At 74.3% G+C, this 24,869-nt stretch carries 26 protein-coding genes; 14 read left to right on the top strand and 12 right to left on the bottom strand.

What is annotated here, in order from left to right:
• Positions 1-22: 22 nt before the first annotated feature.
• Positions 23-1,177 (bottom strand): lytic polysaccharide monooxygenase, encoded by a 1,155-nt coding sequence (locus ABUL08_RS03390; protein WP_350934402.1) that lies wholly within the window; start codon positions 1,175-1,177, stop codon positions 23-25.
• Positions 1,178-1,634: 457 nt separating this feature from the next.
• Between ABUL08_RS03390 and ABUL08_RS03395 the strand changes: the two genes are divergently transcribed.
• Complete coding sequence (locus ABUL08_RS03395; protein ID WP_350934404.1) at positions 1,635-2,567, top strand: carbohydrate kinase family protein; 933 nt, start codon at positions 1,635-1,637, stop codon at positions 2,565-2,567.
• A gap of 5 nt (positions 2,568-2,572) precedes the next feature.
• Here the strand turns inward: ABUL08_RS03395 and ABUL08_RS03400 are convergent, their stop codons facing one another.
• Both ABUL08_RS03400 and ABUL08_RS03405 read right to left on the bottom strand, forming a co-directional pair.
• Complete coding sequence (locus ABUL08_RS03400; protein ID WP_350934406.1) at positions 2,573-3,400, bottom strand: MBL fold metallo-hydrolase; 828 nt, start codon at positions 3,398-3,400, stop codon at positions 2,573-2,575.
• Entirely contained in the window at positions 3,397-3,801 is a 405-nt protein-coding gene (locus ABUL08_RS03405; RefSeq protein WP_350934408.1) for a thioesterase family protein, read from the bottom strand. The genes ABUL08_RS03400 and ABUL08_RS03405 overlap by 4 nt, the downstream gene beginning before the upstream one ends.
• 163 nt (positions 3,802-3,964) lie before the next feature.
• On the opposite strand from ABUL08_RS03405, the gene ABUL08_RS03410 reads away from it, so the two are divergent.
• Positions 3,965-4,996, top strand: coding sequence for a phosphatase PAP2 family protein (locus ABUL08_RS03410; protein WP_350934410.1), 1,032 nt, complete (start codon positions 3,965-3,967; stop codon positions 4,994-4,996).
• 5 nt (positions 4,997-5,001) lie between these two features.
• On the opposite strand, the gene ABUL08_RS03415 is transcribed toward ABUL08_RS03410, so the two are convergent.
• The 3 genes from ABUL08_RS03415 to ABUL08_RS03425 form a co-directional block, all read right to left on the bottom strand.
• Positions 5,002-6,342, bottom strand: coding sequence for a PH domain-containing protein (locus ABUL08_RS03415; RefSeq protein ID WP_350938471.1), 1,341 nt, complete (start codon positions 6,340-6,342; stop codon positions 5,002-5,004).
• Between the two features lie 254 nt (positions 6,343-6,596).
• Positions 6,597-7,139: a PH domain-containing protein gene (locus ABUL08_RS03420; protein WP_350934413.1), complete on the bottom strand. Its 543-nt coding sequence runs from the start codon at positions 7,137-7,139 to the stop codon at positions 6,597-6,599.
• Positions 7,136-7,366: a hypothetical protein gene (locus ABUL08_RS03425; protein ID WP_350934415.1), complete on the bottom strand. Its 231-nt coding sequence runs from the start codon at positions 7,364-7,366 to the stop codon at positions 7,136-7,138. Before ABUL08_RS03425 ends, ABUL08_RS03420 begins: the two co-directional genes overlap by 4 nt.
• Before the next feature lie 275 nt (positions 7,367-7,641).
• On the opposite strand from ABUL08_RS03425, the gene ABUL08_RS03430 reads away from it, so the two are divergent.
• From ABUL08_RS03430 to ABUL08_RS03440, 3 genes are read left to right on the top strand one after another with little or no spacing between them, the layout of a single operon-like run.
• On the top strand, positions 7,642-8,736 hold the full coding sequence (locus tag ABUL08_RS03430) for an AAA family ATPase (protein ID WP_350934417.1): 1,095 nt from the start codon (positions 7,642-7,644) through the stop codon (positions 8,734-8,736).
• Positions 8,715-9,713, top strand: a complete 999-nt coding sequence (locus ABUL08_RS03435) for a DUF58 domain-containing protein (RefSeq protein ID WP_350934419.1) — start codon at positions 8,715-8,717, stop codon at positions 9,711-9,713. The genes ABUL08_RS03430 and ABUL08_RS03435 overlap by 22 nt, the downstream gene beginning before the upstream one ends.
• Positions 9,710-10,660: a VWA domain-containing protein gene (locus ABUL08_RS03440; protein ID WP_350934421.1), complete on the top strand. Its 951-nt coding sequence runs from the start codon at positions 9,710-9,712 to the stop codon at positions 10,658-10,660. The genes ABUL08_RS03435 and ABUL08_RS03440 overlap by 4 nt, the downstream gene beginning before the upstream one ends.
• A gap of 22 nt (positions 10,661-10,682) precedes the next feature.
• On the opposite strand, the gene ABUL08_RS03445 is transcribed toward ABUL08_RS03440, so the two are convergent.
• Positions 10,683-10,847, bottom strand: a complete 165-nt coding sequence (locus ABUL08_RS03445) for a hypothetical protein (RefSeq protein WP_350934422.1) — start codon at positions 10,845-10,847, stop codon at positions 10,683-10,685.
• A gap of 428 nt (positions 10,848-11,275) precedes the next feature.
• Between ABUL08_RS03445 and ABUL08_RS03450 the strand changes: the two genes are divergently transcribed.
• The 4 genes from ABUL08_RS03450 (at position 11,276) to ABUL08_RS03465 (ending at position 14,711) form a co-directional block, all read left to right on the top strand.
• Positions 11,276-11,980 carry a beta-ketoacyl-ACP reductase gene (locus ABUL08_RS03450; RefSeq protein ID WP_350934424.1) on the top strand — a complete coding sequence of 235 codons (705 nt, stop codon included), beginning with the start codon at positions 11,276-11,278 and terminating at the stop codon, positions 11,978-11,980.
• 20 nt (positions 11,981-12,000) lie between these two features.
• Entirely contained in the window at positions 12,001-12,768 is a 768-nt protein-coding gene (gene fabI / locus ABUL08_RS03455) for an enoyl-ACP reductase FabI (RefSeq protein WP_350934427.1), read from the top strand.
• A 101-nt stretch (positions 12,769-12,869) separates the two neighbouring features.
• Positions 12,870-13,901, top strand: coding sequence for a ferrochelatase (locus ABUL08_RS03460; protein ID WP_350934429.1), 1,032 nt, complete (start codon positions 12,870-12,872; stop codon positions 13,899-13,901).
• Positions 13,902-13,931: 30 nt separating this feature from the next.
• Entirely contained in the window at positions 13,932-14,711 is a 780-nt protein-coding gene (locus ABUL08_RS03465; RefSeq protein WP_350934431.1) for an HAD-IIA family hydrolase, read from the top strand.
• A gap of 36 nt (positions 14,712-14,747) precedes the next feature.
• Here the strand turns inward: ABUL08_RS03465 and ABUL08_RS03470 are convergent, their stop codons facing one another.
• Positions 14,748-15,542, bottom strand: a complete 795-nt coding sequence (locus ABUL08_RS03470) for a hypothetical protein (RefSeq protein ID WP_350934433.1) — start codon at positions 15,540-15,542, stop codon at positions 14,748-14,750.
• A 153-nt stretch (positions 15,543-15,695) separates the two neighbouring features.
• On the opposite strand from ABUL08_RS03470, the gene ABUL08_RS03475 reads away from it, so the two are divergent.
• Complete coding sequence (locus ABUL08_RS03475) at positions 15,696-16,508, top strand: DUF3097 domain-containing protein (RefSeq protein WP_350934435.1); 813 nt, start codon at positions 15,696-15,698, stop codon at positions 16,506-16,508.
• A 15-nt stretch (positions 16,509-16,523) separates the two neighbouring features.
• Here the strand turns inward: ABUL08_RS03475 and ABUL08_RS03480 are convergent, their stop codons facing one another.
• Positions 16,524-17,837 (bottom strand): serine hydrolase domain-containing protein, encoded by a 1,314-nt coding sequence (locus ABUL08_RS03480; RefSeq protein WP_350934437.1) that lies wholly within the window; start codon positions 17,835-17,837, stop codon positions 16,524-16,526.
• A 94-nt stretch (positions 17,838-17,931) separates the two neighbouring features.
• Here ABUL08_RS03480 and ABUL08_RS03485 point away from each other — a divergent pair, with 94 nt between their 5' ends.
• The 4 genes from ABUL08_RS03485 to ABUL08_RS03500 all read left to right on the top strand — a co-directional run bounded on the left by ABUL08_RS03485 (position 17,932) and on the right by ABUL08_RS03500 (position 22,899).
• Positions 17,932-18,405 carry an NfeD family protein gene (locus ABUL08_RS03485; RefSeq protein ID WP_350934438.1) on the top strand — a complete coding sequence of 158 codons (474 nt, stop codon included), beginning with the start codon at positions 17,932-17,934 and terminating at the stop codon, positions 18,403-18,405.
• A 5-nt stretch (positions 18,406-18,410) separates the two neighbouring features.
• Positions 18,411-19,517 (top strand): SPFH domain-containing protein, encoded by a 1,107-nt coding sequence (locus ABUL08_RS03490; protein ID WP_350934441.1) that lies wholly within the window; start codon positions 18,411-18,413, stop codon positions 19,515-19,517.
• A 150-nt stretch (positions 19,518-19,667) separates the two neighbouring features.
• Positions 19,668-20,459, top strand: coding sequence for a hypothetical protein (locus ABUL08_RS03495; RefSeq protein WP_350934443.1), 792 nt, complete (start codon positions 19,668-19,670; stop codon positions 20,457-20,459).
• Positions 20,460-20,691: 232 nt separating this feature from the next.
• Positions 20,692-22,899 carry a transglycosylase domain-containing protein gene (locus tag ABUL08_RS03500; protein ID WP_350934444.1) on the top strand — a complete coding sequence of 736 codons (2,208 nt, stop codon included), beginning with the start codon at positions 20,692-20,694 and terminating at the stop codon, positions 22,897-22,899.
• Positions 22,900-22,942: 43 nt separating this feature from the next.
• Here the strand turns inward: ABUL08_RS03500 and ABUL08_RS03505 are convergent, their stop codons facing one another.
• Genes ABUL08_RS03505 through ABUL08_RS03515 form a run of 3 tightly spaced genes read right to left on the bottom strand, consistent with a single transcriptional unit; the run spans position 22,943 to position 24,818 of the window.
• Positions 22,943-23,362 carry a GNAT family N-acetyltransferase gene (locus tag ABUL08_RS03505; protein WP_350934446.1) on the bottom strand — a complete coding sequence of 140 codons (420 nt, stop codon included), beginning with the start codon at positions 23,360-23,362 and terminating at the stop codon, positions 22,943-22,945.
• A gap of 10 nt (positions 23,363-23,372) precedes the next feature.
• On the bottom strand, positions 23,373-23,972 hold the full coding sequence (locus ABUL08_RS03510) for a dTMP kinase (RefSeq protein WP_350934449.1): 600 nt from the start codon (positions 23,970-23,972) through the stop codon (positions 23,373-23,375).
• Positions 23,973-24,017: 45 nt separating this feature from the next.
• Positions 24,018-24,818: a TIGR03084 family metal-binding protein gene (locus ABUL08_RS03515; RefSeq protein WP_350934450.1), complete on the bottom strand. Its 801-nt coding sequence runs from the start codon at positions 24,816-24,818 to the stop codon at positions 24,018-24,020.
• Positions 24,819-24,869 lie beyond the last annotated feature (51 nt).

A 24,869-nucleotide genomic window follows, 5' to 3' on the forward strand; every position in this document is an offset into this window, starting at 1 on the left:
GCGTGGTCCGGGCCGGTGGGGGTCAGCGGCCGGAGCAGGTGACGGTGGGGAGGGTGTTGGTGCCGGTGGTGGAGGCGGTGAAGCCGAAGGTGGTGGTGCCCTCGGGGGCGAGGGTGCCGTTCCACGCGGCGTTGGCGACGGTCACCGTGGCGCCGGTGGTGCTCGCCGTGCCGTTCCAGAGCTGGGTGAGCCGCTGACCGCTGGGCCAGCTCCAGCTCGCCACCCAGCCGCCGTAGCTGCGCGTGCTGTGGTTCATGATCATGACCTCGCCCTGGAAGCCGCCCGGCCACGCGCTGACCACCTTGTACACCGCCATGCAGCCGCTCCCCGGCGCCGGGGTGGTCGAGGTCGGCGTCGGAGTGGGCGTCGGGCTCGGCGCGGTCGGGGTGGGGCTGGGCGTGGTCGGGGTGGGCGTCGGGCTCGGCGTGGTCGGGGTCGGGGCCGGGGTGGTCGGGGTGGGCGTGCCGCCCGGGCCGGTGCCGGTGACCTCGCCGTTGCCGCCGTCGAAGGTGACGTCGGAGCAGCCGAAGAAGTTCTCCTGGCTGTCCGAGCGGACCCAGCGGGAGTAGATGATGTGCCGCCCGCTCTTGTTCGCCGGCAGGTTGCCGCTGAAGTAGTAGTACCCGCCGTCGGTGCCCGGCGAGCCGCTCTGCGGCGGGTTGGTGACGGTCAGGAACGGCTGGTCCTCCAGGTCGCTCCAGGCCAGCGGCCGGGTCGGGCTCCAACTGTCCTTGGTGACGTAGTAGTAGAAGGTGCCCGGATGGGCGGCCCAGTTGCTGTACCGGAAGTCGTGCCTCGCCCCGGCGGTCAGGTGGGTCACCGGCCAGTCCGTGCGGGCCAGGTCGTACCCGCTGTAGCCGGGGTTGCCGCCGCTGCACAGCTTGCCGTCGGGGATGAAGCCGACGGTCCGGCCACCGGCGTCGGAGCGCAGCACGCCGAACCAGTTGTAGAGCGAGTTGGCCCCGCTCTCGGCGACCGCTGCCGCGCAGGCGGGGTTGTTGGGCTTGATCTCACCGGTCGAGGTGAGGCCGTCCTTCCAGCACAGGTAGGTCCGGCTGCCCGGGGTGATCGCCGCGCCGTGCGCGGCGGCCGGATCCGAGCCGGTGGTCAGCGCGACGGCGCCGAACAGGAGGGTGGCGGCCGCGGTGAGCAGCGCGGCCGTACGGGATCGGTGCACGGGTTCTCCTGACTCGCGGGGCGTGGCCCGCACCGGACCGCCCCGCTGCGACGAGCGGATGCGACTGTCGCGGTGCCGCGCCCGGCGGGCCGTCGTACGGCCGGGCGGAACGCGCACCGCCTGCGGTCCGTGACACGGACCGGGGTGCCCTCGCTGGTCGACCGGATCCCGACGCCGGCGGCGCGGCAGCCCCCGCGCCGGTCCGGCAAGCGCCATCCCATCACGCCCCGACACCGGGGCGCAATAGCCGAACGTCGATATGACTGATGCCGGCCCCGGCCGCCTCCGATGCCCTTTGCTCTGCAGCCACCCACGCAGCAGGTGACGCACAGTGCTTGCTGCGCGGATGGCTGCAGAGCAAAGGGGCCGCACCGTGGGCCCGGGTCCGCGTCGTCCCCGTGCGCCGGACCGGCCCCGTGCGTCAGGATCATGGGTACGACGAACGGAGGGAACCACGATGGGGTACGCGGTGGTGCTCGGCGAGGCACTGGTCGACCTGCTCGACGCCGAACACGACGGGCAGCCCGTCTACCGGCAGGCGATCGGCGGCGGCCCGCTCAACGTGGCGGTGGCGGTGGCCCGGCTCGGCGGCGACGCCCGGTTCGTCGGCTCCCTCGGCGACGACGCCCTCGCCGACCGGATCCGTGCCTTCCTGACCGGGGCGGGCGTCGGGCTGACCGGCGCGGTGACCGTACCGGCGCCGACCGCGCTCGGCGTGGCCACCTTCGCCGGCCCCGAACCCGACTTCCGCTTCTACGGCGAGCCCCGCTCGTACGCCCTGCTCACCGCCGACGACCTGGACGTCGCGCTGGTCGAGGGGGCGGACGTGCTCTACTGCGGGTCGATCGTGCTGCTCGAACCACCGGTGCTCGCCGCCGCCCGCCGGGCCTGGTCGATCGCCGGTGCGCTGCGGGTCTTCGACCCGAACGTCCGGCCCCGGCTGCTCACCGGCCCGGAGTCGCTCGCCGGGCTGCGGGAGGTGGTCGCCGAGTTCGCCGCCAGCGCCCACCTGGTGAAGCTGAGCACCGTCGACGCCGAACTGCTCTATCCCGGGGAGCCGGTCGAGGGAGTGGCCGCGTACCTGCGGGAACTCGGCGCGACCACGGTGGTGGTCACGCTGGGCGCGGCCGGCGCGCTGGTCGCCGCCGGCCCCGACCTGGTCCGCATCCCCGCGCCGAAGGTCGACGCGGTCGACGCCACCGGCGCGGGCGACTCGGTGATGGGTGCCCTGATCGCCGACCTGCTCACCGAGGGCGAGCCCACCGACCCGACCGGCTGGCAGCAACGGGTCGCCTTCGCCCTGCGCGTCGCCGCCCTGGTCTGCGAGTCCCCCGGGGGCGCCGTCTCGATGCCCACCCGCGCCGCCGTCACCGCCCGCTTCCCCGCCTGACCGCCCTAGGCGGTGCCGTCGAGTTCCGCGAAGCCGCGGCGGGCGGCGACGAGGCCGGCGCGGGCGCCGAAGGGGGACTCGGCGGCGACGCGCTCCGGCGGGGCGGCGGCGGTGTGGGCGGCGCGGATCAGCCAGGCCTGCTCGACGAACTGGGCGTGCTGGGCGCGGACGAACCCGACGTCGACCGGCTCGCCGTGGCCGGGCACCACCACCGTCGTGGGCGTGGTCAGCCGCAGCAGGTCGGCGACCGCGTCCGGCCACTGCAACGGGTACGACTCCTCGAACGCCGGCGGTCCGCTTTGCTCCACCAGGTCGCCGGCGACCAGCAGCTCCGCGTCCGGCACGTGCACCACCAGGTCGGCGTCGGTGTGCCCGTGCCCCGGGTGGCGCAGCAGCACCCGCCGGCCGCCCACGTCCAGCACCGTCTCGGTGTGCACGGTGTGCGTCGGGGCGAGCAGCACCGTGTCGGCCAGCTCGGCGGCGAGCCCCGGCTGCTCGTCGCGCATCTCCTCGTACGCGGCCCGGCGTAGCCGGTCCGGGTCGCGCAGCGCGGCGGCGGCCAGCTCGTGCGCGTACACCGGGCGGGGTGGGTCGGCGGCCAGCGTGGCGTTGCCGAAGCAGTGGTCGAAGTGGTGGTGGGTGTTCACCACGACCCACGGGTGCGGGGTGACCCGCCGGGCCGCCTCGGCCAGCTCCCGCGCCTGCCCGGCGGTGGAGAGGGTGTCCACCAGCAGCGCCGCGTCGGCACCGACCACCAGCGTGACGTTGACGTGCAGCAGCGGGTCGCGCAGCACGTGCACCCGGTCGGCGACCTCGACGAAGCGGCCGGTCACGACGCGGCCCCGGCCCGCTCGACGAACCGCTGCCGGTCCACCAGCACCCGCTCGACCCGGCCCTGCGCCACGGTCTGGCCGCCGTCGGTGACGGCGACCTCGAAGCGCAGCCGCCGGCCGTCGACCCCGGTGAGGGTGGCCTGCGCCACCACCGTCCGGCCGACCGGGGTGGGCGCGGTGTGGTCCAGCTCGACCCGGAGCCCGACCGTGGTCCCCCCGGGCGGCATCCGGGTGGCGGTGGCCGCCACCGTCGCCGCCTCGGCCAGCGCGAGCACCCGGGGCGTGCCGAGCACCGGCACGTCCCCGGAGCCCACCGCCTGGGCGGTGTCCGCGTCGGTCACGGTCAGCTCGACCCGGGCGGTCAGGCCCGGCGAAAAGGGTGCGTCCGGCTGCTCCTGCATGCGTCCAGCCTAGGGGCTGCCCGGCCACCCGGCCCGTACGCGCCGGCAACCGGCCGCCGGCCTCGGCGGGACCGGCCGGCGCCCGGGCGGTCCCCCCCCCGGTCGCCGAGCGGGCGGCGGTCGGCGTCTGCCGCCCCGTCGCCCGCCGTTAACCTTGACCGCGATGGCCGTCGTGACAGATCCCCAGCCCCCCACCCCGACCGAGCCGGCGCCCGACGGCGGCCGGCGCCGGATCGTCGCCATGACGGTCTGGGCGGTCCTCTTCGTGGCCGGTTGGCTGGTGATCGGCCTGCCCACCGACCCGGCGTACGCCTTCCTCTGGATCTGGGCGGGCACCGTCGCGTGGAACTCGTCCCGGCCGTGGCGCAGCCACCTGCGCTTCGCCCGGGACTGGATCCCGGTGGTGCTGCTGCTGGCCGCCTACAACCTCTCCCGGGGCTTCGCCGACAACGGCGCGACGCCGCACGCGCTGGAGCTGATCGTCGCCGACCGTTTCCTGGCCGGCTGGGCGACCGGCGGCGAGGTGCCGACCGTCTGGTTGCAGCAGCACCTCTACCGGCCCGAGGTGCACTGGTGGGACATGCTGGCCAGTTGGGTCTACTTCTCCCACTTCGTGGTCTCGCTGGCCGCCGCCGGGGTGCTCTGGCTGCGCAACCGCTCCCGTTGGGCGGCGTTCATGCGGCGCTGGGGCTTCCTCTGCGCCGCCGGGCTGGTCACCTACTTCCTCTATCCGGCCGCGCCGCCGTGGTGGGCCGCGCAGAACGGCCTGCTCACCGAGGTCGCCCGGATCTCCACCCGGGGCTGGCAGGCGTTCGGCATGCACGGGGCGGGCAACGTGCTCAACGCCGGCCAGATCGCCTCGAACCCGGTCGCGGCGATGCCCTCGCTGCACACCGCCTTCGCCCTCTTCGTGGTGCTGTTCTTCCTGCCGGCCACCCGTCGGCGCTGGTGGCCGCTGCTGCTGGCCTATCCGCTGGCGATGACGTTCACCCTGATCTACAGCGGCGAGCACTACCTGATCGACGTGCTGGTCGGCTGGGCGTACGTGGGGATGACCTTCCTGGTCGTCGGCCTGGCCGAACGCGCCTGGGCGGCCCGGCGGGCCCGGCCCGCGGTGCCGCCCGGCGCGATCCCGGGGCCGCGCTCCGGTGCGGAGCCGGCGGCGAAGCCCGCTCCGGCGCCCGTCGAGCGCTGACCCGGCTACCGCCGCCGTCGACCGTCGGCGCGGCGGGCCTGCTGCGCCCGCGCGGTCAGCTCGGCGGCGAGCGCCCACGCCTCGGCCACGTCCCGGTCGTGCGCGACCGCGCCGGCCCCGCCGGCCGTGTCGGCGTGCACGGTGGCCAGCCGCAGCCGGCGCTGCGCCGGCCCCTGGGTGACCCGCACGCTCTGGATCCGGGCGTACGGCACGATCGACAACTGCCGGGTGAGCAGGCCGGAGCGGGCCGCGAAGACCCGGTCGTCGAGCCCGGCCCCGATCGCCGCCCGGCTCAGCGGGCGCAGCCAGCGGGCCCGGGGCGGTGGGGGAGTCAGCGGCAGCGCGCCCAGCCACACCCCCGGCAGCACCTCCGCGACGATCCGTTCGCCGGTCGACAGGTCACCGACCGGCAGCAGCCGGTCCGGCCGGTTCCGGTCGTCCGGTTCGCCGCCCGAATAGCCGGCCACCTCCAGCCGCAGCCGCAGCCAGCCCTTCATCCGCCACAGCAGCGGCCAGGTCACGCCCACCGTCTGCACCCGGTCCAGCGGCACGGTCTGCGCCCGGGTCTCCAGCAGCCCGTTGCGGACCCGGAGGATGTCGGCGTCCCGGTCGAGGCGGAACCCCCAGTCGTCGAGGACCCGGCGGACCGGTTGCAGCACGACCCCGGCCATCGCGGTCACCGTGCTGGCGACGGCGATGAACGACCAGGAGCCCTCGGAGAGGAACTGCGCCACCACGAACGCCACGCCGAACGGCAGCAGGAACGCCTGCGGGGTGAGCAGCTGGCTGACCAGCAGGTCGACGTTGCGTACGGTGTGCAGCCGGTGGCCGGTCGGCGGCGGCGCGGGCGGTTGGTCCGCGGTCGGCGGGGCGGCCTCCGGGGTGCCCGAGGTGCGACCGGCGACGACGAGCAGCCGCTCCCGCAGCGCGGTCGCCTCGGCCACCCCCAGGTACGCCAGCGGCGCCTCGGTACGACCCCCGCCGACCACCTCCAGCCGCAGCTCGGCCAGGCCGGTGAGCTGGGCGAGCAGCGGTCGTACCACCTCGACCGCCTGGAGCCGTTCCAGCGGGATCGCCCGGGTACGCCGCCAGAGCAGCCCCTCGTGCACCCGCAGCTCCCGGCCCACCACGTGGTAGCCGGTGTTGTACCAGCTGATCACCGCGAGCACGGTCGCGCCGAGGGCGAGCACCCCCACCAGGACGGCGAACCAGCCGAAGCCGACCCGGGACAGCGTCGACCAGGACAGGCCGGCGACCACCACGGCGAGGGACTTCGCGCCGTGCAGCGCGGGGCTCAACGGGTGCAGCCGCTGCCGGGGCTCCTCGACCGGCGGTGGGCCGGGCAGCCCCGGCCAACCCGTCGGGTGCCAGGCCGCCGGACCGGTGGCATCGGGCGGCCCCGGCCGACCGGTCGGGTGCCAGGGCGGCGCCGGACCGGTGGCACCGGGCGGAACGGGCCAGGCCGCTCCGGGCGGCGCCGGCCAGGCCGGAGGTGGGTGCGGGCCGGTGGCACCGGGCGGGACCGGCCAGGGCGCTTCCGGTGTCGCCGGCCACGGCGCCGGTGCGGGCTGGTCCGGCGGTGGGCCGGTGGGGCCGTCGCTCACAGGCCCTCCGCCCGGTCCTCACCGAGGGCGGTGAGGCGGTCCCGCAGCCGGGACGCCTCCGCCGGGCGCAGACCGGGCACCCGCGCGTCGCTGGCCGCCGCGGCCGTGTGCAGCTGCACGGTGGCCAGGTCGAAGGCGCGCTCCAGCGGCCCCGCGCTGACGTCGACGAACTGCATCCGGGAGTACGGGACGATGGAGAGCCGCCGCACCAGCAGCCCCTGCCGGACCAGCAGGTCGTCCTCGCGCTCGGCGTAGCCCCAGGCGTGGACCGCGCGGATGATGGTGACCGCCCGCCAGCCGGCCAGCAGCAGGACCAGTCCGAGCGCGGCACCGAAGCCCCACATTCCGCTGACCGCCCAGCCGACCGCGAGCCCGAGCAGGACGACGGCGAGCAGCACGCCCAGCCGGATCAGCTCCACCCAGATCAGGTCGGTGGAGATGCGCTGCCAGTGGACGGTGTCCGGCCACGGTTCCAGCGGGTGGGCGGGCGGCGGCCCGGGGTGGTCCTCGGCGGGCACCGGTCCGCTGCGCTCGTTCACCCTTCGAGGTTAGGCGATCCGGGCAGCGGTGCCACCTCGCGCAGGAAGCCGCGTGCGCCGAGGAAGTCGCCGAGGGATTCCCGGTGGTCGGGACAGGCCAGCCAGGTCTTGCGCCGGTCGGCGTCGTGCAGGCGGGGATTGTTCCAGCGCAGTGCCCAGACGGCGGGCGCGCGGCACCCGCGCGCCGAACAGATCGGCGCCTCGTCGGCAGGGGTGGAGGAGGTCATCCGGGCGAGTCTAGGCCGCGGAGAGAGGAGTTTGAGCGCCGGGCGACCACGGGGGGAGCCGCCCGGCGACGGGGTGAATCGTACACACGCCGGCCCCCTTCCTGTCCACCCGTGTTCTCCGCTTTTCTGCGCGGCGACGCGGCGTGTCCTGCGCGCGGCGACGCGCGGCGACCCGGCGTGGCGAAAATCGGCTTCTCACCACCTCGGCACTCAGCCGGGCATGACAGTCTTGACACGCACCACACCGCGACGATCGATCATGCTGTGGAGGACCGGTGGCCCAGCCGACCACGCCCGACGCCCCGACCCCGACCGAGGCCCCGCCGCCCGCCGTGACCACCCCCGCCGAGGACGCCACCCTGCTGGAGCGGGCGTTGTTCGAGATCAAACGGGTGATCGTCGGGCAGGACCGGATGGTCGAGCGGATGTTCGTGGCGCTGCTCGCCCGCGGGCACTGCCTGCTGGAGGGGGTGCCCGGCGTGGCGAAGACGCTCGCCGTGGAGACCCTCGCACGGGTGGTCGGTGGGTCCTTCGCCCGGGTGCAGTTCACCCCCGACCTGGTGCCCGCCGACATCATGGGCACCCGCATCTACCGGCAGTCGAGCGAGAAGTTCGACGTGGAGCTGGGCCCGGTCTTCGTCAATTTCCTGCTCGCCGACGAGATCAACCGCGCGCCGGCCAAGGTGCAGTCGGCGCTGCTGGAGGTGATGAGCGAGCGTCAGGTGTCGATCGGTGGGGAGACCCACCGGGTGCCGGACCCGTTCCTGGTGATGGCGACGCAGAACCCGATCGAGCAGGAGGGCGTCTATCCGCTGCCGGAGGCGCAGCGGGACCGCTTCCTGATGAAGATCGTGGTGGGCTACCCGACCGACGCCGAGGAGCGGGAGATCGTCTACCGGATGGGCGTCGCCGCGCCCGAGCCGGCGCCGGTGTTCAGCACCCCCGACCTGATCGCCCTCCAGCGCAAGGCCGACCAGGTCTTCGTGCACAACGCGCTGGTCGACTACGCGGTCCGGCTGGTGCTGGCCACCCGGGCCCCGGCCGAGCACGGCATGCCGGACGTCGCGCAGCTCATCCAGTACGGCGCGAGCCCGCGCGCCTCGCTCGGCCTGGTCCGGGCCACCCGGGCGTTGGCGCTGCTGCGCGGCCGGGACTACGCCCTGCCGCAGGACGTGCAGGACATCGCCCCGGACATCCTGCGTCACCGGCTGGTGCTCAGCTATGACGCGCTCGCCGACGACGTGCCGGCCGACCACATCGTGCACCGGGTGATGTCCACCATCCCGCTGCCCGCCGTCGCGCCCCGGCAGCAGGCCAGCCCCGTCCCGGCCGTACCCCCGGGCGGCGGTTGGCCCGGGCAGCGGCCGTGAGCCCACCGACCCGCCTGCCGGCCGCCGGTGAACGCTCCGGCGCCGCCCTGTCCCGGTTGCAGCTGCTGGTGACCCGCAAGCTCGACGGCCTGCTCCAGGGCGACTACGCCGGGCTGCTGCCCGGACCGGGCAGCGAGGCGGGGGAGTCCCGCGAGTACCGCCCCGGCGACGACGTCCGCCGGATGGACTGGCCGGTCACCGCCCGGACCACGATGCCGCACGTGCGGCGTACGGTGGCCGACCGGGAGCTGGAGACCTGGCTCGCGGTGGACCTCTCGGCCAGCCTCGACTTCGGCACCGGGCGGTGGCTCAAGCGGGACGTGGTGGTCGCCGCGGCGGCCGCCCTGACCCACCTGACCGTGCGCGGCGGCAACCGGATCGGCGCCGTCGTCGGCACCGGCCCTCCGGCGCCGGTACGCACCGGCCGGTGGCGCGCCGCCGCCCCGCCGCCCGGACCGGGCACCCTGCTGCGGCTGCCCGCCCGCTCCGGTCGCAAGGAGGCCCAGGGGCTGCTCCGGGCGATCGCCGAGGCGCAGATCCAGCCCGGGCGCAGCGACCTCGGCGCCCTGGTCGACCTGCTGAACCGGCCGCCGCGCCGACGGGGCGTGGCGGTGGTGATCTCCGACTTCCTCGCGCCGCCGCAGCAGTGGGGCCGGCCGCTGCGTAAGCTGCGGGTCCGGCACGACGTGCTGGCGATCGAGGTGGTCGACCCGCGTGAGCTGGAACTGCCCGACGTGGGGGTGCTGCCGGTGGTCGACCCGGAGACGGGGGAGCTGCACGAGGTGCAGACCGCCGACCCGCGGCTGCGCCGCCGGTACGCGGACGCGGCCGCCGCCCAGCGCGCCGCGATCTCCGCCGAGCTGCGCGCCGCCGGCGCCGGGCACCTGAGGCTGCGTACCGACCGAGACTGGCTGCTGGACATGGTGCGTTTCGTGGCCGCGCAGCGGCACGCCCGCACCCGAGGGACGACACGATGATCCGTTTTCTGCAACCGTGGTGGCTGCTGGCCGTGCTGCCGGTGCTCGCCCTCGCCGCCGCGTACGTCTGGCGGCAGCTGCACCGCCGGGCGTACGCCGTCCGGTTCAGCAACGTGGACCTGCTGCGGACCGTCGCGCCGAAGGGGTTGGGCTGGCGGCGGCACGCGGCGGCCACCGCCTTCCTGCTCTGCCTGCTGGTGCTCGCCACGGCGATGGCCCGCCCGGCGGTGGACACCAAGGAGCCGCTGGAGCGGGCCACCGTCATGCTCGCCATCGACGTGTCGCTCTCCATGCAGGCCGACGACGTGGCGCCGAACCGGCTGGAGGCGGCCCAGGAGGCGGCGAAGCAGTTCGTCGGTGAGCTGCCGGAGAGCTACAACCTGGGGCTGGTGTCGTTCGCGAAGTCGGCGAACGTGCTGGTGTCGCCGACCAAGGACCGGTCCGCGGTGACCACCGCGATCGACGGCCTGGTGCTGGCCGAGGCGACCGCCACCGGTGAGGCGGTCTTCACCTGCCTGGAGGCGATCCGGTCGGTGCCGGCGGACGGCGCGGCCGGCATCCCGCCGGCCCGGATCGTGCTGCTCTCCGACGGGTACCGCACGGCGGGGCGGTCGGTGGAGGAGGCGGCGGCGGCGGCCCAGGCGGCGAACGTGCCGGTTTCCACGATCGCGTTCGGCACCGACGCCGGGCAGGTGGACATCGGCGGCCAGCTCCAGCGGGTGCCGGTGGACCGGCTGGCGCTGGCGCAGCTCGCCGAGACCACCGAGGGGTTCTTCTACGAGGCGGCGTCGGTGAGCGAGCTGAAGCAGGTCTACCAGGACATGGGCAGCTCGATCGGGTTCCGCACCCAGCCGCGGGAGGTCACCCAGTGGTACGCGGGCATCGCGTTGCTGCTGGCGCTCTGCGCGGGCGGGCTGAGCCTGCTCTGGTCGTCCCGGCTGCTCTAGCGGCGGGGCGGGCCGGCGGTGTTCAGTGACCGCCGCCGGCCAGGACGAAGAGGACGGCCACCCAGACGGCGGCGAGGGTGAAGCCCAGCGGGGCGACGTAACGGCTCATGGGACAGGCTCCGGTGGCGGCGGGGACGGTCCACGTCGGCGTACGGGGACCGGGGGGTGGATCAGGACGCGCACACACGAAGTCGTGACCGGGATGCTCCCCGGCCGCCCGGTGTCGGGCGGCGCAGCACGGTCACCCCGGACTGGAGCCGAGGGTGCCACGGTGGGGGGAGCGGAGCTGGGTCAGCTCACCTGCTGAGTCGTGGCTCAGCGGGGCTGACGATCGGCCCGGCCACGACTGGGAGGATCGCTATCTCGCACAGCGATCACCTCCAGCGGTCGGCGGGGCCCGGAGCGCGGGCGAACTGCGGCCCGGCAAACGCGGATCATCGTACACCGGGGGTGCGGCGACGGCGCACTCGGCCGGTCGGCCCGGTCGGACCCCACCTGGCGGCTGATCATGCCCGCCCGGCGGCGGTCCGACGGCATGCCGGCGTTAGCGCTTACCTACCGGTAACGCCTAGGCTCGCCACCGACCGAGAGATCAGCTGAGCAGAGGGGGAACCCGTGGCCCGTACCGTGCTGGTGACCGGTGGCAACCGGGGGATCGGCCTGGCCGTCGCCCAGGCCTTCGCCAAGCAGGGCGACCGGGTGGCGGTCACCCACCGCAGCGGCGAGCCGCCCGCGGGACTCTTCGGCGTGAAGTGCGACGTCACCGACGCGGCCTCCGTCGATGCCGCCTTCAGCGCCGTCGAGGCCGAGCTGGGCCCGGTCGAGGTGCTGGTCGCCAACGCCGGCATCACCAACGACACGCTGCTGATGCGGATGTCCGAGGAGCAGTTCACCTCGGTGCTGGACACCAACCTGACCGGCGCGTTCCGCTGCGCCAAGCGCGCCTCCACCAAGATGCTCCGCGCCCGCTGGGGCCGCATGATCTTCATCTCCTCGGTGGTCGGCCTCTACGGCGGCGTCGGCCAGGTCAACTACGCGGCCAGCAAGGCCGGCCTGGTCGGCGTGGCCCGGTCGATCACCCGGGAGCTGGGTGGCCGCAACATCACCGCGAACGTGGTCGCCCCCGGCTTCATCGACACCGACATGACGGCCGAGCTGCCCGAGGAGCGCCGCGCCGAATACCGCAAGGCCATCCCGGCGGGCCGGTTCGCCGAGCCGGACGAGGTCGCGGCGGTGGTCACCTGGCTCGCCTCGGACGCGTCCGGATACATCACCGGCGCCGTCATCCCGGTCGACGGCGGCCTGGGCATGGGTCACTGAGAAAGACGGAGGTTCTGCAAATGTCCGGACTGCTCGCCGGTAAGCGGCTGCTGGTCACCGGCGTCATCACCGACGCCTCGATCGCCTTCTCGGTGGCGAAGCTCGCCCAGGAGAACGGCGCGCAGGTCGTGCTCACCGGCTACGGCCGGCTCTCCCTGGTCGAGCGGATCGCCAAGCGGCTGCCCGAGGCGGCCCCGGTGATCGAGCTCGACGTGACGAACCCGGAGCACCTCGCCGGCCTCGCCGACAAGGTGCGCGAGCACGTCGACGGCCTCGACGGGGTGGTCCACTCGATCGGCTTCGCCCCGCAGAGCTGCCTCGGCGGCGGGTTCCTCGACGCCCCCTGGGAGGACGTGGCGACCGCCGTCCAGGTCTCCACGTACTCCTACAAGTCCCTCGCGATGGCCGCGCTGCCGCTGATGTCCGCCGGCGGCGCGGTGGTCGGCCTGACCTTCGACGCCACCAAGGCCTGGCCGGTCTACGACTGGATGGGCGTGGCCAAGGCCGGGCTGGAGTCCGCCTCCCGCTACCTGGCGCTGCACCTGGGCAAGCAGGGCATCCGGAGCAACCTGGTCGCCGCCGGGCCGCTGCGCACCATCGCCGCGAAGTCGATCCCCGGCTTCGACCAGTTCGAGGACGCCTGGACCGAGCGGGCCCCGTTGGGCTGGAGCCTCACCGACCAGGAGCCGGCCGCCCGCGCCTGCCTGGCGTTGCTCTCCGACTGGTTCCCGGCCACCACCGGCGAGATCGTCCACGTCGACGGCGGCTACCACGCCATCGGCGCCTGAGCAGTCGAGCGGGGCCCCGGCGCAGCGCCGGGACCCCGCTCGCCGCACCGCACCCCGGGGGCGTCGCGCGCCCGTGATCCGCGGCGGGGAAGAATAGGCCCATGGCGTACGACGCGTTGGTGCTGGTCTCCTTCGGTGGTCCGGAACGGCCCGAAGATGTGATGCCCTTCCTCCAGAACGTGACCCGGGGGCGGGGCGTCCCGCCCGAGCGGCTGGCCGAGGTCGCCGAGCACTACCTGCACTTCGGCGGGGTCTCCCCGATCAACGAGCAGTGCCGGGAGCTGCTGGCCGCGATCCGGGCGGACTTCGCCGCCAACGGCGTGGACCTGCCGGTCTACTGGGGCAACCGCAACTGGGACCCGATGCTCGCCGACACCGTGGCGCAGATGCGCGACGACGGGGTGCGGCGGGCGCTCGCCTTCGTCACCAGCGCGTACGGCGGCTACTCCTCCTGCCGGCAGTACCAGGAGGACATCGCCAAGGCCCGGGCGGCGGTCGGCGCGGACGCCCCGGTGATCGAGAAGCTGCGCCAGTTCTGGGACCACCCCGGCTTCGTCGAGCCGCACGCCGACGCGGTCCGCGCGGCCCTCGCGCAGCTCGACCCGGCGCGACGGGACAGCACCCGACTGGTCTTCACCGCGCACTCCATCCCCACCTCGATGGCGGCCACCGCGGGTCCGCACGGCGGCCGGTACACCGCCCAGCTGGAGGAGACCGCCCGGTTGGTGCACGCCGCCGCCGCGCCCGACCTGCCGTACGACCTGGTCTGGCAGAGCCGCTCCGGCCCGCCGCAGGTGCCGTGGCTGGAGCCGGACATCAACGACCACCTGACCGCGCTGGCCGGGCAGGGCGTGACCGGTGTGGTGGTCAGCCCGATCGGCTTCGTCTCCGACCACCTGGAGGTGGTCTGGGACCTGGACACCGAGGCGCTGGAGACGGCCAAGCAGCTCGGCCTGGACTTCGTCCGGGCCGGCACCCCGGGCACCGATCCGCGTTTCGTGACCATGGTCCGCGAGCTGGTGACCGAGCGCACCACGCCGGACGGGGAGCGGCTGCGCCGCCGCTGCGGCGAGCTGCCGATGTGGGACACCTGCCCCACCCCGTGCTGCGTGCCGCCGGCCCGCCGGCCCTGAGCCCACCCCCGACACCCCCTGGGACCCCTGATGCGTGAACGCAAGCCGGTGCAGAGCTGGCTCACCGACATGGACGGCGTGCTGGTGCACGAGGGCCAGCCGGTGCCCGGCGCGCCGGAGTTCGTCAAGCGACTCCGCGCGTCCGGCAAGCCGTTCCTGGTGCTGACCAACAACTCGATCTACACCCCGCGCGACCTCCAGGCCCGGCTGGTCCGGATGGGGCTGGACGTGCCGGAGGAGGCGATCTGGTCGTCCGCGCTGGCCACCGCCAAGTTCCTCGACGACCAGCGGCCGGGCGGCACCGCGTACGTGATCGGGGAGGCCGGCCTGACCACCGCCCTGCACGCGGTGGGGTACGTGCTGACCGACTTCGACCCCGACTACGTGGTGCTGGGGGAGACCCGCACCTACAGCTTCGAGGCGATCACCAAGGCGGTCCGGCTGATCAACGACGGGGCCCGGTTCATCTGCACCAACCCCGACGTGACCGGCCCCTCGGTCGAGGGCGCGCTGCCGGCCGCCGGCTCGGTCGCCGCGATGATCTCCAAGGCGACCGGGGTGGAGCCGTACTTCGTCGGCAAGCCCAACCCGATGATGATGCGGTCGGCGTTGAACACCATCAACGCGCACTCGGAGACTACCGCCATGATCGGCGACCGGATGGACACCGACATCCTCTGCGGGCTGGAGGCCGGGTTGGAGACCATCCTGGTGCTGACCGGGATCAGCAGCCGCACCGAGGCGGAGCGCTACCCGTACCGGCCGTCGCGCATCGTCGACTCGGTGGCCGACCTGATCGACGAGGTCTGATCCGGGGCCGGGCCGGCACCCGCCGGCCCGGCCCGCTCAGGGGCGCAGCGGGGCGTTGCAGGCGGCGACCAGGGCCTGCCGGCAGGCGGTGGTCAGCGGCCGGAGCGCGGCGTCGCGCTGCTGCGCCTCGTAGTTGTTGATCGCGCCGCCGGGTGCGCTCTCCCCGGCGAGGGCGAGCACCCGGTCGAGCACGGCCGCGCGGGCGAAGAGCCGCCGGGCCCGGGGGTCGAAGCCCGGGGGCAGGTCGGTGGTGCCGTCCGGGCGGCGCAGCGCGGCGAGGGCGCCGGCCAGCTCCGGCCGCCACTGGGCCACGTCGAGGCGGGTGAGCGCGGCGGTCGTCTCGGCGAGCGCCACCGCCAGTTCGGCCTCCGCCTCGGCCGCGCCCGGCCCGGCCAGCGACGCCTTCGGGGCGTCCGGCGGCAGCGGGTAGACCCGCCAGAGCACCGTCTCCCAGGTCATCCCCGAGCCGGAGGTGTGGCTGCGCACCTCGGGGATCAGCCCGAGGCCGCTGGCGATCACGGCCTCCCCGCTGAGCAGCGCCGCGCCGGCGAAGTCACCGGGGCCGGGCAGCCCCCGCGGGTCGCCCGGCGCGGGCAGCACCAGCCGGATCTCGTCGGGGGAGAGCTTGGCCAGGGTGGGCAGCGCGTCCCGCAGCGGGACATCGGTCCAGGTGCCGGGGGCGTCCGCGACCAGGTGCTCCTCGTCGCCGGCGATGGAGTCGGCGACCTCGTCGAAGGACACCAGGCCGGCACGCCAGGCGCGTACCCAGGCAACAAAACGGCTGGACCGGCGCGGAGCCAGCGTGGCCGCGCCCGTTGCGGGGGAGGACATGCCGAAAGGGTACGTGCTCACCGCCGCCCCTGTCTCGACTGCCGCTCCGGTGGCGTGACCTGCCCCGAACTGCCCGCTTCGCCCCTTCCCGCCCGGCTGCTGCGGCGGCGCGTCGGCGGGCGGCGCGCCGGGTCGGCGGTTAGCGTGCTCGACATGGTGCGGCGATACGGCGATGACGTGCTGGCGGGGGACTGGCGGCGGCGGAAGGTGACTCCCGAGGTCGACGCCGAGCCGGACCTGGTCGTCGAGGACGCCGACTCGGGCTTCTGCGGCGCGGTGGTCGGCTTCGAGTCCGGCGCGGTGGTGCTGGAGGACCGGCACGGACAGCGCCGCAACTTCCCGTTGCTGCCGGCGGCGTTCCTGCTCGACGGCGAGCCGGTGACGCTGCGCCGGCCGGTGCGCTCCCCGGTGCCGGCGGCGCGTCGGCGGACCGCCTCCGGTTCGATCGCGGTCGACAACGTCACGGCGCGGGTCGCCAAGGCCAGCCGGATCTGGGTGGAGGGCATCCACGACGCCGCCCTGGTCGAACGGATCTGGGGCGACGACCTCCGCGTCGAGGGGGTGGTGGTGGAGCCGCTGGACGGCATCGACGCCCTGGACGCCGAGGTACGCGACTTCGGTCCCGGCCCGACCCGACGGCTCGGGGTGCTGGTCGACCACCTGGTGCCCGGCTCCAAGGAGAGCCGGATCGTGGCCCGGGTGACGTCGCCGTACGTGCTGGTCACCGGCCACCCGTACGTCGACGTGTGGCAGGCGGTCAAGCCGGCGGCGCTGGGCATCGCGGCGTGGCCGGTGGTGCCGCCCGGCCAGCCGTGGAAGGAGGGCGTCTGCGCGGCCCTCGGGGTGGCTGAGCCGGCGGCCATGTGGCGGCACATCCTGTCCCGGGTGGACAGCTTCGCCGACGTGGAGACGCCGCTGATCAACGCGATGGAGCGGTTGATCGACTTCGTCACCGAGCCGGCCTGACGCCGCGCACCCCGGTCAGGGCTCCTGGTCCGGGGTGCGGGTGAAGACGAACGTGGCGATGTCGAGGGCGACCGGCTGTCCCGCCTCGTCCCGCAGCACCGTGAGGGTCTCCCCGTGCTGGCTGCCGCTGCGCCCCAGCCAGCGGTCCCGGTCGACCCGGGTGAACCGGAGCACCGGCTGACCCACCGGGCCGGCCCAGAGGTCGCCGGAGGGGTCCGGGCGCAGCTCGTACTCGATGCCCATCCACCACCAGCGGCCGGTCAGCTCGGCCAGCTCGGCGGACGGGACCCCGGCCGGGACCCAGGGGCGCGGCGCGGTCGGCTCCGCCTCCAGCACCACGGTGAGGACCTGCCGGGCCAGCCCGACGATGTGGTGCCCGCCGCGCAGGCCGTACGAGTTGGCGAAGTCGACCACGGCGGTCCGGGTGGGACGGTGCACCACCAGCCCGGCGAGGTAGCCGGGCATCGAGCCGCCGTGGCCGAGGTACACCCGCTCGCCGACCCGGTAGAGCTCCACGCCGAGGCCGTGCCCGCCGGTCCAGGCGTCGACGTCGCTGATCACCACCGGCGCGCACATCTCGGTCACCGTCTCCCGGGCCAGCAGCGCCGGGGCCGGGTCGGCGAGGAAGGCCGCCCAGCGGCCGAGGTCCTCGACCGTGGACCAGAGCTGCCCGGCCGGTGCCATCGCCCCGGTGTCGGTACGCGGCTCCTCCCGCAGCGTGTCGTGCCAGGGGTGCACCACGTGGCCGCGGGCGTACGGCTCGGTGGCGTGGTACGTGGTCCGGTGCATGCCCAGCGGATCCAGCAGGCGCTCGCGGAGCAGGTCGTACCAGGGCGTGCCGGTGATCCGCTCCAGCACCCCGCCGAGCAACCCGTACGCCAGGTTGGAGTAGTGGTAGACGTGGTGCGGCGGGTAGGCGATCTTGTCCGGGGTCAGCCCGGCGAGCAGGGTGGCCAGGTCGGCGCCCTCGGTCCGCTCCCACCAGGAGCCGTCCGGTTCCCGTTGCAGGCCGCCGGCGTGGCCGAGCAGTTGGCGCAGGGTGAGCGCGCCGACCGGGGTGCCGGGCAGGTGCCGCTCCAGCGGGTCGTCGAGCGCGAGCCGCCCGGCGTCGCGCTGCTGCATCACCAGCACCGCCGTCATCGTCTTGCTGATCGAGCCGATCCGGTACTGCCGGTCGGCGTCCGGTCGGGGGTGTTCACCGGCCCCGGCGAGGTGGACCAGCTCTCCGTCCCGGACCACGCCGAGGGCGAGCGACGGGGTGCGTCCCTCGGCCTGGGCCCGGCCCACCAGCAGGTCTACCTGACGGATCGTCTCGGGCAGCAGGGGCACGGTGTTCTCCTGACGTCGGCGGGTCGGGGCGCCCGCCGAGCTTACTGATCATCGCGGGGCGGGGCGGCGTGCCACGACGTGTCACGATTGGTGCGTGGACGCCGTGCTGTGGGTCGTGTTGGGTGTCGTACTGGCCGTCGCCGAGATCTTCACGACGACGCTCTTCCTGATCATGTTCGCCGCCGGCGCCTTCGCGGCGGCGGGCGCCGCCGCGCTCGGTGCTCCCGTGCCACTTCAGGCGCTGGTCTTCACGGTGGTCTCCGCGCTCTCCGTGGCGGTGGTCCGGCCGGTGATCCGCCGGCACGGGCTCTCCGCGCTGGAGAGCGGGGAGCAGGCGTTCGGCGTCGAGGCGTTGGAGGGGGTCACCGCCCTGGTGCTGGAGCCGGTGGACACCGAGCGGGGCCTGGTCAAGATCGACGGTGAGTTGTGGAGCGCCCGCTCGTACGACGCGACGCAGAGCTTCGCGGCGGGTGAGCGGGTGCAGGTGATAAAGGTCCAGGGTGCCACTGCCCTGGTCTGGCAGGACGACATTTCCACCCCGGGCGAGCTGCCCGAAGGGACAAGGTGAACGGTATGGAGTTTGCAGCGGTCCTGTTGATCGCGATCGCGGTGATCGTGATGGTGACCCTGGTCAAGGCGGTACGGATCGTGCCGCAGCAGCGGCAGGACGTGGTGGAGCGGCTCGGCAAGTACAAGCGGACGCTGAACCCGGGCCTGAACCTGCTGGTCCCCTTCATCGACGCGGTCCGGACCAAGGTCGACATGCGAGAGCAGGTGGTCAGCTTCCCGCCGCAGCCGGTGATCACCTCGGACAACCTGGTGGTCTCGATCGACACCGTCCTCTACTTCAAGGTGGTCGACGCGGTCCGGGCCACCTACGAGATCTCGAACTTCCTCCAGGCGATCGAGCAGCTGACCGTGACCACGCTGCGGAACGTGATCGGTTCGCTCGACCTGGAGCGGGCGCTGACCAGCCGCGAGGAGATCAACCGGCACCTGTCGGGCGTGCTGGACGAGACCACCGGCCGCTGGGGCATCAAGGTCACCCGGGTGGAGATCAAGGCGATCGAGCCGCCGGCGAGCATCCGTGACTCGATGGAGAAGCAGATGCGCGCCGAGCGGGACCGCCGCGCGGCGATCCTGACCGCCGAGGGGCACAAGCAGTCGCAGATCCTCACCGCGGAGGGCGAGAAGCAGTCCGCGGTGCTGCGCGCCGACGGTGACCGGCAGGCCCGGATCCTCCAGGCCGAGGGTCAGGCCAAGGCGATCCGGACGGTCTTCGACGCGATCCACCAGGCCAACCCGAGCCAGAAGGTGCTCGCCTACCAGTACCTCCAGGCGCTGCCGCAGATCGCCAACGGCACCGCCAACAAGGTGTGGATCGTCCCGGCCGAGCTGACCAAGGCCCTGGAGGGGATGGGCGGCGCGCTGGGCGGGCTGGCCAACATGGTCGGCGACGTGCCGTCACCCGAGGCCGCGGACCACGCGAGCGCGGTCGAGCGGGAGGCCGCCGAGGCCGCCCGGGCGGCGGCGAGCGCCGCCCAGCAGATCCACGACGAGGTACGCGTCGCCGAGGCGCAGGCCACCGGGGGCACCGCCCCGCAGGGGCTGCCGGCGCCGGAGCCGGTCTCCCCGGGCAGCCTGCTCAACGACCCGGCGGACCGGCGCGAGCGGGGCTGACCCGGCCGCCGTCCGACCCCGGGCGGCAAATGCGAGAAACACTCATACGGCGTCCCGGCGCCTGCCACGATCGGTCTGAGGACGGGTGGTGAGCAGGAGTCGGGGCGCCGTACGCGTCCCGCGCCGCCCGTCGGCGGAGCGAGGTGACGCATGAAGGATCCGGCGAACCGCGTGTGGTCCAGGACCCCGGTACCCGGCGCGCACGATCCCGCCGGACCGCTCGGCACCCGGCGTACCGGGGGCGGGTTCCAGGTGCTGCCGTTCGTTGCCGATCCGGGGCCGGCCGCCCCGGCCACCAACGCCAGCTGGGCCTGGTCCGTACGCCGGTTCGCCCGCGCCGCGGTGTGGCTGCTGCCCGCGTACGCGATCCTCTACGGCGTGGTGGCGATGGCCAGCGACGGCGGGGTGGGCAACGACCCCTACCCGGCCGACGGCAGGCCGGTCTACCTGGTGGGGTGGGTGGCCGCGGTCTGGCTCGGCCTGCTCGCGCTGCTCGCCCTCACCGGCCTGCTCGCCGCGACCCGCTGTCGGCGGGTGGCCGCGGCCGGGCTGCTGGTGAGCCTCGCCGGCATGGTGCTGATGCTGCCCTTCGCCGGGCTCGCCGAGCAGACCCCGGTCTTCGGCACCACCGCGCGGAGCCTGGTCCTGGTCGGTGCCTTCTGCTACAGCGTGGGCTGGTTCCTCACCGGCTGGTCGGTCGCCCGGTCGGGGATGTTCAGCTACGGCGACGGGGTGATGCTCATGATCGCGTCCCCGCTGCTCGGCCTCGGCGGCGCGCTGATCGGCTCCCTGCAGACCTTCGGGGCGATCTTCGTGCTGATCGCCGGGATCGGCATCGGCTACCGCTCCGGCCGCCTGGTCCCGGCCACCATCGCCCGCGACGCCGCCACCGCCAGCGTCGCCGCCACACCCCCCACCCCACCCGGCCCCCTCCCCACCTGACCCCACCCCGGGCCCCCCACCCCCCCCGCCCCGCGCCCGTCAGGCCCGGTGATCATGAGGTTTGCGTCAGCCAATGGGCCGGATCTGACCAAAACGTCATGATCACCGCGGCGGGGACGCGGGGGACGCGGGGGGAGGGGTGGGGAGGGAAGGCTGGGGAGTTGCCGTGAGGTTACTGACAGTTGCCTGACGGGGTGGTCGGTTGGCGGCTTTCGCGGTAATCCTGGGGTGCATGCCGTCATCCCGGTCGCCGCTGTCGCGGCTCTTCACCGTGCTGCTCGCGGGCCTGCTCGCCGGGCTCGTCCTCGCCGTCGCGGCGCTCCCCGGCAACCTGATCGGCGGCCAACTCACCAAGGCCGCGCTCGGGGCGTACGCGGAGCTGCCCGACGCGCTGCGCACCCCCGCCCAGCCGCAGCGGTCCTACCTCTACGCGAACGACGGCAAGACCCTGATCACCACGTTCTACGACGTCAACCGCACCGACGTTCCCCTCGCGGAGATCGCCCCGGTGATGCGGCAGGCGATCGTGGCCGCCGAGGACCGGCGCTTCTACTCGCACGGCGGCGCCGACCTGCGGGGCATCGCCCGCGCCCTGGTCGCCAACGTCCGGGGCGGCGGCACCGAGCAGGGCGGCTCCACGCTGACCATGCAGTACGTCCGCAACGTGCTCAAGACCGACCCCACCCGCACCGCCGAGGAACGGCAGGCCGCCACCGAGCAGACCGTCGGGCGGAAGCTCCAGGAGATCCGGTACGCGACCGCGCTGGAGAAGAGCCTCAGCAAGGACGAGATCCTCAACCGCTACCTCAACATCGCCTACTTCGGCTCCGGCGCGTACGGCGTCGCCGCCGCGAGCCAGCGCTACTTCGGCAAGGCGCCCGCCGACCTGACCCTGGGCGAGGCGGCCCTGCTCGCCGGCCTGGTCCAGTCGCCCGACGAGTACAGCCCGATCGACGGGAACGCCCAGCAGGCGCTCCAGCGCCGGGCGTACGTGCTCGACGCGATGGCCGCGACCGGCGCGATCAGCCCGGCGCAGGCCGCCGCGGCCAAGGCGGAGAAGCTGACCCTGCACCCCACCGCCCAGCCCAACGGCTGCACCGCGGTCGCTCAGGGGCACGACGACTGGGGCTTCTTCTGCGACTACCTGCGGCAGTGGTGGCTGACCCAGCCGGCCTTCGGCGGCACCGCCGAGGAGCGCGAGCAGGCGCTGCGCCGGGGCGGCTACACCGTGGTCACCACCCTCGACCCGAAGATCCAGGAGACCGCGCAGCAGCAGGCCACCGCCGTCTACGGGTACGACAACAAGCGGGCGCTGCCGATCGCGGCGGTCCAGCCGGGCACCGGCCGGGTGCTCGCCATGGCGGTCAACCGGCACTACAGCCTCGCCGCCAACCCGGCCGGGGAGGCCAACCACCCGAACACCGTCAATCCGCTGATCTCCGGCGGGGCCAGCGTCGACGGCTACCAGGCCGGCTCCACGTTCAAGCTGTTCACCATGCTCGCCGCGTTGGAGGCCGGGAAGACCCTGTCGACCGGTTTCGACGCCCCCGAGAAGCTGCCCACCCGATACGCCTCCGACGCCGAGGGCAACTGCGACGGCACGTGGTGCCCGGCCAACGCCAACCCGGAGTGGATGGACGGGTACCGGATGATGTGGGACGGCTTCGGCCGCTCCGTGAACACGTACTTCGTCTGGCTGGCCGAGCAGGTCGGCGAGGACAAGGTGGTGGAGATGGCGCAGCGCCTCGGGATCACCTTCCGGGCCGACGCCGACGCCGCCTTCGCGAAGAACGACGCGAAGAACTGGGGCGCGTTCACCCTCGGCGTCGCCGCCACCACCCCGCTCGACCTGGCCAACGCGTACGCCACGGTGGCCGCCGAGGGGACGTACTGCACCCCGCAGCCGGTGGTCTCGGTGACCGCGGCGAACGGCGAGAAGGTGGCCGTCGGGCAGCCGTCCTGCAAGAAGGTGCTGGAGCCCGACGTGGCCCGGGCCGCCACCGACGCGGCCCGCTGCCCGGTCGGCCAGCAGTCGGCGTACGGGCAGTGCAACGGCGGCACGGCGACCTCGGTCGACCGGATCGTGGGTCGGCCGGTGGCCGGCAAGACGGGCAGCTCGGAGCAGAACGCCACCGAGACCTTCGTCGGGTTCACCCCGCAGGTCGCGGTCGCCGGCATCGCCGCCGACCCGGACGACTCGACCGACCTGGTCGGCTCGGCGGTGCAGACGAAGGTGATCGACGCGGTGGCCCGGGTGATCCGTACCGCGGTCAGCGGCCAGCCGGTGCGGGACTTCACCGCGCCCAGCCGGGAGTTGGCCGGCGACCCGCAGCGCCCGAAGCCCGAGCCGGCCCCGACGCCGAAGCCGACCCCGTCGCCGTCGCCCAGCGACAACCTGCCGTCGGACCTGCTCCGCTGGCTCCAGAACCGCCGCGGTTGAGCCGACGCGGGGACCCCTGCCCGGCGGGGGTCCCCGCTCACCGCTACGGCCGGCGGTACGGGCCGACGCGGAACATGCCGGTCATGTCGTCGTGCACCGCGTAGCCGAAGCGGCGGTAGAGGCCGACCGAGTCCCCGGCGGCGAAGAGGCCGACGAAGGTGCGGGTGCCGGCGCGACCGGCGATCCACTCCTCCAGCCGGCCCAGGATCGCCGCGCCGACGCCGCGCCGCTGCCGCTCCGGCAGCACCGCCAGGTCCTGCAGGTAGTAGTAGATCGCCCCGTCCCCGATCAGCCGGCCGAGCCCGATCACCCGGTCGCCCTCGACGGCCACCACGCCGTGCAGCGAGGCGGCCAGCGACGCCGGGATCGCCGCCGGGTCGTACGCGTCGGTCCAGCCGACGGCGGTGGTGACGGTGACGAACTCGTCGACCGTGGGCAGCCGGTCCACCAGGCGGTACTCCATGATCGGCAATTTAGCCGACCAGCGGCGTCACCAGCCGGTCCAACGCCGCGGCCACCTCGTCCGGGTCCCGGTCGCCGTCGACCACCACGAACGTCCCGAAGTCCGCCAGCGCCCGGTAGGCGGCGTCCAGCGCCCGCAGGTGCGCCAGCTCCTCGGTGTCGATGCCCCGGGCCGTCACCCGGGCCTGCGCCACCTCGGGGGTGGTCGCGAGGAAGCAGACCACCGTCGGTCGCGGGAAGACCGCGTACGCCCGGCGGACCGTCCGCCGGCCCCGGTCACCGCGCGCCGTCATGATCACGTCCTGGCACCAGGTCCACCGGTCCAGCACCGCCGTCCGGCCGGTCACCCGGCTGACCAGCACCGTGCGGGCCATCGCCGCCGCCCGCACCGTCGCCTCCAGCGCCGCATACCCGGTACGACCGAACAGCGCCCGCCCGTCCGGCCGGCCCAGCGCGCGGGCCAGCCGGTTCCACAGTGGCCGGCCGCCGGCGTTCTCGAAGTACCGCGCCGGCACGCCCCGCGCCGTCAACCGGCGGGCGAGGGCACGCGCCTGGGTGCTCTTGCCGGAGCCGTCGACGCCGACCAGGGCGATCAGCACGGGACGGGCCACGAACCGGACGCTAGTCGCCCGGGGCAAGCCGACCCGGCTCGCCGCCTAGCCGATCGCGGCGAACTGCCCCGGCTGCCGGCCCGCCCCGGTGCCGCCCCGGTAGGCCTGGGCGATGGACATCCAGCGGTCGGCCTCCACCCCCGTCGCGGTCAGCGCCAGGTCGTCGCGGTGCCGGCGGCGCGTCACCAGCAGGCAGAAGTCGACCATCGGGCCGGACACCCGCTGCGCGGCGTCGGCCGGGCCGTACGTCCACACCGCCCCGGACGGCATGGTCAGCTCGAACCGGAACGGGACGCCGGGCGGGGTGAGCCCGCGCACCGCGTACCCGTAGTCGTGGTTCGTCATCGCGAACGCCGCGACGTGCCGCAGCCGGTCGGTGTGGACGCGGCGCAGGCCGAGCCCGTCGGCGAGGTCCTGGCCGTGCGCGAAGAGTTCCATCAGGGCCGCCGAGGCGAGCATGGCCACCGGCATCGGGCGCGCCAGCCAGGGCACGAGCAGGCCCGGCGCGGCGTCGGCGAGCGCCTGCTGCGACCGGGAGCGCTCGGCCCGCCACCGCTGCAGCAGGGTCTCCGGTGGCTCGTCCACGAACTCGGCGAGCATCTTGTCGATGACGGTGTCGAAGTCCGGGCCGAGCCGCGTGACCGTCTCCAGGAACCGGTCCGGGGCGGTGGTCGCCAGCCGGCCGAGCCGGAAGACCGACGTCAGGTGGGCGTACTGGTGCCGGACGCGCCAGCCGGGCGCGGGTGTCGGGCGGTCCCATCCGGCGGCGGCCGGCTCGGTGAGGAGACCGTCGAACCGGTCGCCCTCGGCGATCAGATCCGCGACGACGGACGCGTGCTCGGCCATCCGGGGCTCCCTTCGCGGGTGGCGCGTTGCCTGGTCGTCTCCGAGCATGGG

The organism is Micromonospora sp. CCTCC AA 2012012, assembly GCF_040499845.1.
GTDB lineage: Bacteria > Actinomycetota > Actinomycetes > Mycobacteriales > Micromonosporaceae > Micromonospora > Micromonospora mangrovi.

Bases quoted from the DNA above. Each gene is read 5' to 3' on its own strand.
- ABUL08_RS03395 (WP_350934404.1), top strand. From the start codon at position 1,635: ATGGGGTACGCGGTGGTGCTCGGCGAGGCACTGGTCGACCTGCTCGAC.
- ABUL08_RS03405 (WP_350934408.1), bottom strand. From the start codon at position 3,801: ATGCAGGAGCAGCCGGACGCACCCTTTTCGCCGGGCCTGACCGCCCGG.
- ABUL08_RS03410 (WP_350934410.1), top strand. From the start codon at position 3,965: ATGGCCGTCGTGACAGATCCCCAGCCCCCCACCCCGACCGAGCCGGCG.
- ABUL08_RS03425 (WP_350934415.1), bottom strand. From the start codon at position 7,366: ATGACCTCCTCCACCCCTGCCGACGAGGCGCCGATCTGTTCGGCGCGC.
- ABUL08_RS03440 (WP_350934421.1), top strand. From the start codon at position 9,710: ATGATCCGTTTTCTGCAACCGTGGTGGCTGCTGGCCGTGCTGCCGGTG.
- fabI (WP_350934427.1), top strand. From the start codon at position 12,001: ATGTCCGGACTGCTCGCCGGTAAGCGGCTGCTGGTCACCGGCGTCATC.
- ABUL08_RS03460 (WP_350934429.1), top strand. From the start codon at position 12,870: ATGGCGTACGACGCGTTGGTGCTGGTCTCCTTCGGTGGTCCGGAACGG.
- ABUL08_RS03465 (WP_350934431.1), top strand. From the start codon at position 13,932: ATGCGTGAACGCAAGCCGGTGCAGAGCTGGCTCACCGACATGGACGGC.
- ABUL08_RS03470 (WP_350934433.1), bottom strand. From the start codon at position 15,542: ATGTCCTCCCCCGCAACGGGCGCGGCCACGCTGGCTCCGCGCCGGTCC.
- ABUL08_RS03475 (WP_350934435.1), top strand. From the start codon at position 15,696: ATGGTGCGGCGATACGGCGATGACGTGCTGGCGGGGGACTGGCGGCGG.
- ABUL08_RS03490 (WP_350934441.1), top strand. From the start codon at position 18,411: ATGGAGTTTGCAGCGGTCCTGTTGATCGCGATCGCGGTGATCGTGATG.
- ABUL08_RS03495 (WP_350934443.1), top strand. From the start codon at position 19,668: ATGAAGGATCCGGCGAACCGCGTGTGGTCCAGGACCCCGGTACCCGGC.
- ABUL08_RS03500 (WP_350934444.1), top strand. From the start codon at position 20,692: ATGCCGTCATCCCGGTCGCCGCTGTCGCGGCTCTTCACCGTGCTGCTC.
- ABUL08_RS03505 (WP_350934446.1), bottom strand. From the start codon at position 23,362: ATGGAGTACCGCCTGGTGGACCGGCTGCCCACGGTCGACGAGTTCGTC.
- ABUL08_RS03515 (WP_350934450.1), bottom strand. From the start codon at position 24,818: ATGGCCGAGCACGCGTCCGTCGTCGCGGATCTGATCGCCGAGGGCGAC.